General features: G+C 40.1%; 11 protein-coding genes. 4 read left to right on the top strand and 7 right to left on the bottom strand.

The genetic code is table 11. The features are described 5' to 3' along the window. The 3 genes from ATH1_RS19825 to ATH1_RS22850 all read left to right on the top strand — a co-directional run. A partial coding sequence (locus tag ATH1_RS19825; RefSeq protein WP_010424419.1) for a cellulase family glycosylhydrolase occupies positions 1-1897 on the top strand: 1897 nt, incomplete at its 5' end. Positions 1898-1914: 17 nt separating this feature from the next. Then, positions 1915-2514 carry a carbohydrate-binding protein gene (locus ATH1_RS22365; protein WP_245531825.1) on the top strand — a complete coding sequence of 200 codons (600 nt, stop codon included), beginning with the start codon at positions 1915-1917 and terminating at the stop codon, positions 2512-2514. A gap of 110 nt (positions 2515-2624) precedes the next feature. Next, positions 2625-2831 (top strand): T9SS type A sorting domain-containing protein, encoded by a 207-nt coding sequence (locus tag ATH1_RS22850; RefSeq protein WP_010417522.1) that lies wholly within the window; start codon positions 2625-2627, stop codon positions 2829-2831. A gap of 342 nt (positions 2832-3173) precedes the next feature. Here the strand turns inward: ATH1_RS22850 and ATH1_RS0116565 are convergent, their stop codons facing one another. The 5 genes from ATH1_RS0116565 to ligA all read right to left on the bottom strand — a co-directional run bounded on the left by ATH1_RS0116565 (position 3174) and on the right by ligA (position 10864). Continuing rightward, positions 3174-4823, bottom strand: a complete 1650-nt coding sequence (locus ATH1_RS0116565; protein WP_010417519.1) for a T9SS type A sorting domain-containing protein — start codon at positions 4821-4823, stop codon at positions 3174-3176. Between the two features lie 145 nt (positions 4824-4968). Continuing rightward, positions 4969-6366 carry a COG3014 family protein gene (locus tag ATH1_RS0116570; RefSeq protein WP_010417516.1) on the bottom strand — a complete coding sequence of 466 codons (1398 nt, stop codon included), beginning with the start codon at positions 6364-6366 and terminating at the stop codon, positions 4969-4971. 385 nt (positions 6367-6751) lie between these two features. Continuing rightward, complete coding sequence (locus tag ATH1_RS0116575; protein WP_010417514.1) at positions 6752-7342, bottom strand: penicillin-binding protein activator LpoB; 591 nt, start codon at positions 7340-7342, stop codon at positions 6752-6754. Between the two features lie 114 nt (positions 7343-7456). Next, positions 7457-7987, bottom strand: a complete 531-nt coding sequence (locus tag ATH1_RS0116580) for a DUF6913 domain-containing protein (protein WP_245531694.1) — start codon at positions 7985-7987, stop codon at positions 7457-7459. Positions 7988-8860: 873 nt separating this feature from the next. After that, complete coding sequence (gene ligA / locus ATH1_RS0116585) at positions 8861-10864, bottom strand: NAD-dependent DNA ligase LigA (RefSeq protein WP_010417508.1); 2004 nt, start codon at positions 10862-10864, stop codon at positions 8861-8863. Between the two features lie 181 nt (positions 10865-11045). On the opposite strand from ligA, the gene ATH1_RS22515 reads away from it, so the two are divergent. Continuing rightward, entirely contained in the window at positions 11046-11171 is a 126-nt protein-coding gene (locus ATH1_RS22515) for a hypothetical protein (RefSeq protein ID WP_280959753.1), read from the top strand. A gap of 60 nt (positions 11172-11231) precedes the next feature. Here ATH1_RS22515 and ATH1_RS0116590 read toward each other — a convergent pair whose 3' ends face one another. Then, a complete protein-coding gene (locus ATH1_RS0116590; RefSeq protein ID WP_010417506.1) occupies positions 11232-11498 on the bottom strand; it encodes a hypothetical protein in 267 nt (88 codons plus the stop codon). Then, positions 11485-11853, bottom strand: coding sequence for a phage holin family protein (locus tag ATH1_RS0116595; protein WP_010417503.1), 369 nt, complete (start codon positions 11851-11853; stop codon positions 11485-11487). Before ATH1_RS0116595 ends, ATH1_RS0116590 begins: the two co-directional genes overlap by 14 nt. Between the last annotated feature and the right edge of the window lie 46 nt (positions 11854-11899).

Below are 11899 nucleotides of genomic sequence, written 5' to 3' on the forward strand. Positions count from 1 at the left end.
ATTTAGAAATCGCCTGATTGAAACTATAGGAGAAGCAAAAACCGATAGTTTTTACAATGCCTGGTTACAATATCATTTTACCAAGACTGATGTTGATTCTATGAGATCATGGGGATTTAATGCTGTTAGAGTTGCTATGCATTATAAATGGTTTACTCCTCCGATAGAGGAAGAACCTGTTGAAGGAGAAATAACATGGATACGGAAAGGGTTTGATATTTTGGATTCTTTATTAGGCTGGTGCGAAGATAATCAAATGTATCTTATCCTGGATTTACATGGTGCCCCTGGCGGACAGGGAAAAGATTCCAATATTTCTGATTATGATCCATCTAAACCATCCTTGTGGGAAAGTGAATTGAATAAGGCCAAAACGGTAGCTCTTTGGCGAAAACTGGCTGAGCGATATGCAAATGAAAGGTGGATTGGAGGATATGATTTGATAAACGAAACCAATTGGACATTCCCTGAAGGAAATAATTCTCAACTTCGTGATTTATATGAAAGAATTACTGATACAATCAGGGCTGTCGATTCTAATCATATTCTTTTTATAGAAGGTAATGCCTTTGCCAATGATTTTTCCGGACTAACTCCGCCATGGGATGACAATATGGTTTACAGTTTCCACAAATACTGGAACTATAACACACCGAATGCTCTGGATTGGGTTTTATCGATGCGTGATACTTACAATATTCCTGTCTGGCTTGGGGAGACAGGTGAAAACTCTAATACCTGGTTTACAAATCTTGTTGCTTTGTGTGAACAACACCATGTCGGATGGTCGTTCTGGCCTGTAAAAAAGCCCGGTATCAACAATCCACTCAGAGTCATCGTTAATGATAGTTATTCCCGGTTACTTGATTTTTGGAGAGGAGAAGGACCTGAGTTAACTGAAGATGAAGCTTTTCAGGCAGTACTTCAATTTGCCGAAAACCATAAAATTGAAAATTGTATCTTTCAAAAAGATGTTGTTGATGCAATGATCAGACAACCGCATACAACCGCTACTTTACCCTTTAAAGAACACAAAATTGGGGAAAGAATCTATTTTGCCGATTATGACTTAGGACGAGTGAAATATGCTTATTATGATAATGATACAGCCAACTATCATTTGAATCAGGATGGTGAATATACCAACTGGAATCAGGGATGGTCTTACCGGAACGACGGGGTCGATATAGAAGCTTGTTCTGATGAAACCGGTCATACAAATGGGTATAATGTTGGTTGGACTGAAGATGGTGAATGGATGCAATATACTGTTACTTCGGATTCTGCAGTTGCCGGGCAGTTTAATATCAGATATGCTTCCAATCAGTCAGGCGCGAAGGTGCATCTGGAAATAGATGGTATTCCTGTCACTAAAAATATTTCTTTTCCATCTACAGGAGGATGGCAAAATTGGGAAACGATTCATATTAACGATGTTATTATTCCACAAGGCACGATCAACTTTAAATTTGTCATTAATTCGGGAGGTGTAAATTTGAACTATTTTAGTTTTATGAATCCGCAGATGATTGATAATGCTGAATGTAAGGCCTTAATGGCATTTGTAGATTTTCCCGGAGATATTGTAACCCTTGTTGTTAATAAAGAAATTACTACAGCGTTAGACGAATACACTATTTCAGATTTTAATATTGAATCAGGTAATGGTAAAGTTTATACAATCAACAATATTGTTACCGATCCTTCAAATGGCAGAATCCTGAAATTGTCAATAGATAATTTTATTGGTTATGAGGAGGATGTATTGATTTCATATAATGGAACATCTGTTATGGCTGGCCAAGATATTCTGAAGCCATTTTCTCGGATGGTGTCTGTTAATTATCTTCCACAAATTTTTAATATTCCGGGAAAAATTGAAGCAGAGGATTTTTAATAAATAACGGATTTCAGCTGGAAAATTGTCAGGATACCGGTGGCGGGCAAAATACAGGGTATGCTAATCCGGGCGATTTTGTAGAGTTTGCCATCAATGTTGAAAAAGAAAATGATTTTAAGGTAGAGTACAGAGTTGCTACACCCCGGTCAGATGCAAAACTTGTGTTTCAAGTTGCAAAAGAGGATGGTTTTGTGAATTTAGATACAATAACTTTTGATGCTACAGGGGGATGGCAAAACTGGGAAACTCAATCAGGAAAGGTGACTTTGCCCGCGGGACGCTATAAAATCCGGCTTAAAACTTTGCACTCTGAATATAATTTGAATTGGTTTCGATTATCAGTTGTTTCTTCAGTTTTAGACATTGGGTATGAAACTGAAATTTCGATTTATCCAAATCCGGCAAAAAATTTCCTGAAACTTCATTTGCCTTTCACACAAGGTGAGGATGTCGTTTTACAAGCCTATAATAATAATGGTCAGTTGGTAAAAAAGTGGGATGAAAAATGCATTCATCAGCTATTGATTGATATTTCTGATCTGAAATCCGGGTTTTATTTGTTATTGGCTTTAGCTGACAATAAATATGGAATAGGGAAATTTTTCGTAAATTAAAAGTCAATTCAACTTTTAATTTTCAGAATAAAATACTAAAACCTAAATTCCCGATCAAAATCGGGTAGTGGAAGTGTTCCGGAAGGCTCTCCGCTTGCTGGCCCAATCCTGTGAAGGAATATATCTTTTTCGAACAAAACAATGAATGGTTTGACCGGTGGCAAATATACAATCTGAGCGGGAAAATTGTTTCCGGGGGAACATTAAATAATTTTCAGGAAAAAATCCGCCTTCCCGGATTAAGTAGCGGATTGTACTTTTTGAAACTTTCTAATAATCAAGGTAATGTGCATATCGGAAAATTTTTTGTGAAGTAAGCGTGATTTAAACCTTTGTGTCCTAAGGTTGTTATAAATATTGTATTAATTTTGTCCTTTCATCCGTATAGAATTTATTTATTAAGGTCGGATGGAACTCGCATGCAGGAACTTATACATACTCTTATCGTAGCAAACTTTGCCATACTCGTTTCATTTTGTGAAAAGTATAGTTTAGGTCCTCTTTTTTCATAGCCATAGAGATTAAATATGAGGACATAAAATCCCCTGCAATCAGAAATTGCAGGGGATTGTTTTTTAAAGTAGATGCCCACTTCTCTTTTTTATGCGTTGCTTTAGTGGATAAAGCGCTTTTTCTGAACGGGCTTCTTTGATAATCTGCTAAGGAGCAATTACAATTTGCTTCGTAATTGTTTTTTTATCCGTAAACAGTTTTAGAATATAATTGCCTGGTGAGATGCCTGCAACGTTAATTTTGGAAAAATCCCCGTTGTTCTTCACGGATTTCACTACAATCCCTTTCATATCGATCAGGTCAGCCCTTTCAATTTTCTCTGAGGTCTCAATATAGATAATCTCCTTAACTGGATTTGGATAAATCCTGAAATTATCATCATTAATGTTTGGCAGGGCGGTAGCTACAGACATTTGCACATCAACGGTCGTTCCTTCTCCATTGACGGTAAAACTTCCATTATAATCTTCGTAACTCTCATGTGTTACCTTTAAATTGTAGGTACCATCGGGGAGTTTGAAATAACCATTTCCATTTCCATCAGTTGTTCCTTCATCTCCGGTTCGTTTTGGAATTTCAATTTGTGCGTAGGCAATGCCATTAGCCGGTGTAGCATTGTCATGTACATAAATTGTAATGTCATAACCATTGACGAACTGAAGGTTGTCTACAAGCAGAACAGAACCTGCATGAGGATTTTCTTCTCCGGCAAAAATACACATGTTGACCGTGGCGGGGGTATAGTCATTATAATATAGTGGCATTACAAATTCCTGGTATCCCGATGTTTCAAAAAAATCGGCTGCTCCTCCGCCTACCCATCCCGACATGTTGTCTTTAAAAGTGGCATAAATGTGGGCATTATCGGTTCCAGATGGTGTATAATTAATAGCTCCTGTAAGGAAATCAGGTTCATCTGTATAATCAACTCTTGCATTATCCCAGAGGTCGTCTCCATAGCATAGGGCTCCAGTCATTACTTCTCCGTCCCTCTCGATATTGGTTAATTTCGCAGCCAAAGAACCATTGTAGAAATCGGTTGAAGATGAAACGTTCGCCACACCATCTTCCGATAATTCCATATTTGTAGAAGTCCAGTATTCCGGGTCGTTAATAGTGTAGTCCGACCAGTTTTCAAAACTGAAATTGGGAATTGAGGTGCTTACCTCCGATCCTCCGTTGAAAAGCCGGACATTGTCGACCTGTATCCAACTACCGACTGCAACATTGGCGGGATTTTCAAAGTCGCTGCTGACGAATCCTATCATGATCCCGGCAGGAGTGCCGGTGTATGATATTGGTAATGTCTGAGTGGCCAGAGTTGTTGTTTGAGTACCGGAAAAATCCAGCAATCCTCCTCCAATAGCGTTTCCGCCATCATCATAGACCTCAACCATGGCATATCCCGTATCTCCACTTTGAATATCATACTTTGCATCAAACTGTAGCTGGTCAACAGCCTCTGTCCAGGGAATACCTCCTGAAGGTCCTGACTCATCAACTTCGCCTAATATGGCAAAGCCCATGTAAGGTTCTGGATCCTCCGGGTCCTCAATGGTAGTCAATTTAAGAGAGTAGGTGCCATTGGTAGCTTCTTGCACACGGGTATTAACCAGGTCGGCTGCTTCATAGTCTTTTTCTACTTCCCAGCTATCGGGAACAAACGCAACGGGAACATCTTCCCAGTTTTCAAAGTCACCGTTGTTTATGGGAGTCTGGGCAAAACTTTGTGTTGTCAATATGCCGGCAATTACCAGCATTCCAATTTTTTTTTTGTTTGGTAAAAGTGTTTTCATAAGAAGTGAAGTTTTAGATTAATTTGAGAACAAGAAATTGTAGACACTAAGATATATGTCAGGCAATTAAGTTAATAATAAAAAAAGCAGAAATCAAATTTAGTTTTGGGAAAAGAGTAGAACAGGTTATGGAAATAGGAATTTGTCAGTACATTTCCGTACTGTTCATCGTATGGAAAGAGTAAAACGTGGTTTGTTCAGGTTCAATTTCCACTTGAATAGCGGCTCTGTCGGAATTTTTGCCTGTAAATTGCAAATCGACAGAATGTTTTCCCGCCGGCAGAGATATACGGGCATAATATACCGAATGTGGTAAAGATTGCCAGTTGCGTGTATCAGCTCTTTCGGTGAGTGTATTAACAATGCTGACAATGGTACCGAGATTTTCGTTTTCGTTGTTGGCTAATTTCTCCATTGCTTTTTTGGTAGCAACACGCAATAAGGCATTTCCCAGTTCACGCAGCATGCGATCGTGCAAACACTGAAAGGCTATTTTATTGATGTCCTCAGCTTTTTCAAAAGTAATGGTTGTGTCATTATATAAAACCATGCCTCTCGAAAACAAAGGCTTGCGTTCCACATATCTGGGAAACGCAACGCTGAAAAAAGAAAGGTCTTCAAAGGCAGCTCTTTCTTTTGAAGAAAGGTTAGAGGAATGATAAGAATAGTTAAGCCCGAGTTCCGGGTTTCCGAGTGTGACAAACCCGTTGTTAAAGCCGTAGTTGGTAATGGTAATGTTCCATTCCGACTTCACCGGTCCCATACCGTTAAGCCAGAAAAGAAGAAGTTCACCATGGTTCTTTCCGGGTAATTCCGGGGCTTTCATGTTGAATTGATTCTCGTATCGAATCACTTCGTCAGCGAAACCTGTAAGTTTTGCCGTGCGAAGGAGGTCTTTTTTTAGCTGTTCCGGAGCACTCATGCCGAATAATTCTGAATAATCATCTTCATACACTTCCAAAGCATTGCGGTAGGCAATAAATGCATTATTGTAATCTTTGGCGGCATCGTATATCATCCCCATCAGGTTATGGGCAAAAGCATCGCGCTGATATTTGTTTTTGTGGTCTTTGTATTTGTCGTTGATCTGTTGCAGACGTATGTTGATGCGACGGGCTTCCACCAGTGCTCCTTCCAGGTCATTCAAAGCGATAAAGCCAAGCGCTTTGTAAAAATGGACCATAATGACTTCAAAATCTTCGGGACGATAAGGTTTTACCATGGGATTGGAGACCAGCGACAAAGCCTCCCAGCCAAATTGTTTCGAATAATCTTCAATATAATAATCGGCCTGATTCAGGAAATCAATACTTTTTCGGTAATCTCCCATCATGTAGGCAACAACACCACGATTCATGTAATAGAGAACCCTGTTGTTGTTTTGCGACCAATTTGTGTCGTTGCTCATCATCCGGTCAGCTTTTTCGAACTGACCTCTTGCTATGCTCGACTGTACCTGATAGGTTTTTTGATAAAATGTAGCACAGGCGGCAATTGCTGCCGCCAGTGCTATTGTGAACAAAACCTTCAGATAACGATTCATAAAGGACGATTATAAATTATCAATCAACTACTATCCAACTAACCAATTAACCATTTGACCATCACCCGGGATGAGATTCTTCGCTTCGCTCAGAATGACAGGAAGGTCTCTTTGGTCATTCTGAGGAGGAACGACGAAGAATCTTTCCTGTTATCAATGAGCAAATCAGGTTAAGGTTGAGGTTCAGGTTGAGAATTCACCACTGATGACACAGATTTACTATGGAACTTTGTTCAATTACCAATTAATCAATCACTGGATGAGATTCTTCGCTTCACTCAGAATGACAGGAAGGTCTTTTTTGTCATTCTGAGAAGGAACGACGAAGAATCTTTACAATTATCTTAATTACCAATCAATCAATACCTGGAACAGCATTCGGCATCTAATTCTTTATATACTTTCTGATTTTCTTTTCCCCGATCCAGACAATTTCACTGGTTTCAATATCGGTAAGCTCCAGATTGACCTGATAGTAGTTGACCTTTTCTTTTTTATAGGTATCAACGATGGAGGAAATGTCGCCGTTCAGGATAAAGTCTGCACCCAGTTCTTTGCCCCAGGCTTTAACAGTTTCGGGCGAAGCAAATTCCTGCTGGGCTGCACGTTCGCGACGAAGTTCTTCACGTTTATCACCGGCCTGAACCAGGCGAACTTTCCCGGAGTTGATAAATGCTCTTTCCACATCTTTGATGAAAGTCTCTGCTTCAATGTGTTCATGTGATTTGTTGTAAACCAGTCCGACGATTACAACCGGTCTTTTCCCGTCATGCTTTTCCTGGAAATTCGGGAGCCATTGTGCATCTAAAATTTGTTCAACCATGGCTTCTGCTACCATTCGGGAATCAGTATCATTCCAGCGTCCGCTGAGGTCTATTATTTCTTCGGTACCGACACGTTCAACCTTCCTGGTTGCGCAACTTTGCAATATAGCCACAAAGGCAAGCAAAGAGAGAAAATAAATGGGTGTTTTCATATTTATTAAGTTTAAGTTCTGAAACATAAATGGATAAATGATATAGACATTTGCCTGTGGAAAGTCAGATATCTATAATATGGATGAATCTAAATATCTTCCATCTGGTATTTATTAATTTCCCAGGTATCGTTCTATTTGTTCAATAAGTTTTTCCGGCTCATAACCGGGCAATTCAAATGTCAAATCCAATGCATCGTCATTAATGCCGGCAAAACCAATTTTCAACCCGGCCTTAGAGAGTTTAAGAACGGCCGCCGCTGCAAAATCTTTGCAGGTTGAAAATACAAACAGCGCATCAGGTTTAGCCGATGTAAATTCAATAACTTCTTCGCTCTTTGGCAAAAAGAAATATGAAAAATCTTTCAACGTCGAAAAACAGACTGTTTTGTCACTGATGAAATTTTCTTCCGGGTTTATTGTATTGAAGTAACCCAATGCCCGCACTTCTGTACCTTGTGACTGCAACTTTTTAATAAAGGCCTTTACAGTTTTTCGGCACCGTTCTGAATGGGCATCAAAAAATATGCCGGCTTTTTTTAAATCGCCAATCTTCTTCATCCGGACATGGCGATGCTGCTTTTTTAGTTGACGTTGCAACAAAAAATTTCCGATTGTTTCTCTTTGTTTTCTGAATGGTATCACGAGTGCTAATTTTTTCTACGAATAAATTTGCTGCCAAAAACTACTTGGTATAAGCAATGCTTTGCCGTGTATTGTAATTGATTGTAGAGTCCAGTCTAAAAAGCATCTTTGTTGCCAAACTCGTTGTTGTTTTAAATTTTTGCGTCCTCATTAACAGCAAGTTAACTCCGGTACAAAATTTAAAACGCCTTGATTTTGACAAAAATATGCTTTTTTCTGCACTCATTTTTAAATCAGCATTATTATATTTTTTTGTCTGTTGAAAAACGGTTTAACAAGGCAATATGAATCATCTAATATCTTAATTCCAACAACCTAACCTGGACAAACCAGAGCCCAAAATAACTAAAAAGCTAAAGTCATAATTTGTCGGATTAGCTAATTGCTACACAATTATTTTTGTTGTCAACGAAACGAGCATGACAAAGATTGTCACAAAAGAACATGTATAAAACTCAATCATGCGAGTTCCATCAGGCCAATAACTTAGATAAATTTTATACGGATGAAACGTGCATGACAAGGTTTGTCACAACAGAACATGTATAAGTTCTTGCATGCGAGTTCCATCCGACCTTAATAATTAAATTTTATACGGATGAAACGACTGGAAGGAGTTCGAAAACACCTTAAAAAATCAATTATGATGTTGTCAATGACACGAATAACTGTTGCATCAAAGATGCGACTAAATTCGTGTTAATTCGCGCAAATTCGGTGATCCAAACAACAAATGGCGCAGCCGTTTTATAAATATTTTGCCAAAAAATACAACAAAATTAGAGATAAGGCCCAAACAGCCCAAACAGCCCAAACAATCTAACAACCCAAACAATCTAACAATCTAACAATCTAACAGCCTGACAATCGCTCTCAGGAATTAATCAGGCTTAAAAATTGGTCTTCGTTTAATATTGTAACCCCATGTTTTTTAGCTTTCTCAAGTTTAGCAGGGCCCATGTTTTCACCGGCTATCAGGTAATCTGTTTTGCCTGTGACCGATCCCGTATTTTTCCCGCCATGTCTTTCAATCATTTGTTTTAGTTCGTCGCGCGAAAATTTTGTAAAAGTACCACTGATGACAATGGATTTTCCTGCCAGTTTCCGCGATTCAAGATTGTTTTCTTCTTTTCCTTCCAGTTTAAGGCCATACTGTTTTAGTTCTTCAATCATTTTGCGATTGGCTTCCGACTTAAAGAAAGCGATAATGCTTTGAGCGATTTTTTCGCCTATCTCATCAACGGCTGTTAACTCTTCTTTGGTGGCAGTAGCCAGCTTATCTATCGAAGGAAAAGCAGCGGCCAGTTTTTTGGCCACCGTTTCGCCGACAAAACGGATGCCAAGAGCGTAAAGAACACGGGGCCAGGGAACTTCTATTGATTTTTTTATACTATTGATAATGTTACGTGCGGACTTTTCTCCCAGGCGTTCCAGGTTGACAAGTTGAGAAGTTTCCAGGCGATAAAGATCGGGAATGGTTTTTACCAGGCCATGGTTGAAAAGCAGATTGATGGTTTCGCTGCCCAGTCCGTCTATATTCATAGCGCCGCGCGAAATGAAATGTTCTAGTTTCCCTTTGATTTGCGGCGGACAACTGGCTGAGTTGGGACAATAATGCGCGGCTTCTCCTTCGAGACGCATCAGTGGAGCTCCGCATTCGGGACAATTTTTTATGAATTCGATCGGACGACTATTGGAAGGACGTTCTTCCAATACTACACCGGTAATTTTGGGAATAATCTCTCCGCCTTTTTCAACAGTAACAAGATCGTTGATGTGCAGGCCTAAACCTGATATGATGTCTGCATTGTGAAGAGATGCACGTTTTACAGTTGTCCCTGCCAGCCGGACGGGCTCAAGATTGGCCACCGGTGTCACCGCGCCTGTTCGTCCTACCTGAAAATCGACCGATAATAATCTGGTGCGGGCTTCTTCGGCTTTAAATTTATAGGCAATGGCCCATCGGGGTGATTTGGCGGTAAAGCCAAGCTGACGCTGTAATGAAATGCTGTCTACCTTGATAACGGCGCCGTCGATCTCGAATGGTAAATCTTTTCGGTCTGTTTCCCATCTGCGGACAAATTTTAATACATCGTCAATGGAGTGACAGATTTCCATGTAAGGCGAAATTTTGAGCCCCCATGATTTTGCCAACATCAGGTTTTCGTAATGACTGTCGGTTGGTAACTCTTCTGCCAGCAGGTAATAAAGAAAGCAGTCGAGAGGCCTTTTAGCCACGAGAGAACTGTTTTGTAGTTTTAGTGAGCCGGCAGCTGCATTGCGGGGATTGGCAAATGGCGGTTCTCCGGCCTTTTCTTTCTCCCGGTTGAGCCGTTTGAATCCTTCGATGGGCAGAAAAATTTCGCCCCGTATTTCAAATTCAGGAAGAAAATTGCCCTTTAATTTCAGGGGTACAGAGCGAATGGTTCTCACATTCCGTGTTACATCATCACCCACAGTACCGTCGCCGCGGGTAACAGCCCGCTGAAGTTGACCGTTTACATAGGTAAGACTAATGGAAGTTCCGTCATACTTTAACTCAGCTACATACCGGAAATTTTCACCTACTTGCCTGACTATTCTGTTGTGAAAATCTCTGAGTTCCTGTTCGGAATAGGTATTACTGAGCGAGAGCATCGGATACTTGTGCTGTACCTGCTCAAATTCCTGTGTCAGGTCGCTGCCTACACGCATGGTCGGACTGTCAGGATCGGCAAATTCGGGATATTCTGCCTCTAAATCGGCCAGTTCACGCATTTTATGGTCAAACTCCTGGTCCGATATTTCGGGTTGATTCTCAACATAATATTTGAAATTGTGATGGTTGAGTTCCTCTCTCAGTTCATCAATTCGTTGTCGGGCCGCTGTTTTGTCCATCTATGACTGGTTTTTGTTTAAATTACATTGGATTGCCGGTTAGCAAATTTAGCTTTTTTGATGAAACGAGCATGACAATGATTGTCACAACAGAACATGTATAAGTTCTTGCATGCGAGTTCCATCCGCCCTCAATAAATAAATTATGTACGGATGAAATGGTTCTTTTAATGCAGCGGACATGGCAAAAGAACCAGATAAAAGGCCTCGTTCACAGGCAAAGTCCGATGACAAACCTGACCGTGGAAATAGTTTTGGCAGGGATAAGGAAGATACGTCTGGTCGTAAATCCGTTAAAAAGAGTTGAGGAATTACGTGCCAAAGAAATGCAAAAATCTCGCGATGCTCGTGAAAGGCGTAAAAAGAATCATGCGTCTTTTCTCCTGCTTCTTCTGTTTCTTCCCAAAAAGTACTCCTTGATTCTGTTTTTCAGTTCAATAAGCATAGGTTGTGCCCATTCGGTAACCAGGGAGGGGACCAACCTGACGGGATGAAGATAATAGCCCAGCTCGAGAAGTCTTATTTCGAGCTGCTTCTCGTTGTAACGGGCACGATATGCCAGGTGCATCTTTTCCGAACACAAATCTCTGTAACTTTTTATATGGCGGTAATCGTTTCTTTTATTCTTCTTCATCATGGTCGAATTTTGGGAACATTAATTCAATGAAATGCTGAACAACGGGTCGCTCAATAATTCTCTTGCGCAATAGCCAGAAGACCAATGCTGCCAAAAGGAAAAGACCACCCATTAAGGCAAAACCAAGGGCATAGGACCCCATCCATTTCCCGAGCAGAAATGCTGCAGCCAATGAAAAAAACATGAATACAAAAAAGAGCAGATACAGCAAAACTGTCTTGGTCATCAAATTTGAAAAAAACCTTGACAGTTCTCCGGCAATATGCAATTTGGTGAGGTCTACGCGTACCTTCACGTATTCTTCCAGTTCTTTCCTGAGTTCTTCCAGTTCTATGGTAATATTTTGTTTCATCCGTATAAAATTAGTCTAAGTTATTGGAATGGTGCAATTTATTATT

The organism is Anaerophaga thermohalophila DSM 12881, assembly GCF_000191885.1.
Taxonomy (GTDB): Bacteria; Bacteroidota; Bacteroidia; order Bacteroidales; family Marinilabiliaceae; genus Anaerophaga; species Anaerophaga thermohalophila.

Excerpts from the sequence above, each read along its gene's own strand:
- ATH1_RS0116565 (WP_010417519.1), bottom strand. The coding sequence starts at position 4,823 with ATGAAAACACTTTTACCAAACAAAAAAAAAATTGGAATGCTGGTAATT.
- ATH1_RS0116570 (WP_010417516.1), bottom strand. The coding sequence starts at position 6,366 with ATGAATCGTTATCTGAAGGTTTTGTTCACAATAGCACTGGCGGCAGCA.
- ATH1_RS0116575 (WP_010417514.1), bottom strand. The coding sequence starts at position 7,342 with ATGAAAACACCCATTTATTTTCTCTCTTTGCTTGCCTTTGTGGCTATA.
- ligA (WP_010417508.1), bottom strand. The coding sequence starts at position 10,864 with ATGGACAAAACAGCGGCCCGACAACGAATTGATGAACTGAGAGAGGAA.
- ATH1_RS22515 (WP_280959753.1), top strand. The coding sequence starts at position 11,046 with ATGGCAAAAGAACCAGATAAAAGGCCTCGTTCACAGGCAAAGTCCGAT.
- ATH1_RS0116590 (WP_010417506.1), bottom strand. The coding sequence starts at position 11,498 with ATGAAGAAGAATAAAAGAAACGATTACCGCCATATAAAAAGTTACAGA.
- ATH1_RS0116595 (WP_010417503.1), bottom strand. The coding sequence starts at position 11,853 with ATGAAACAAAATATTACCATAGAACTGGAAGAACTCAGGAAAGAACTG.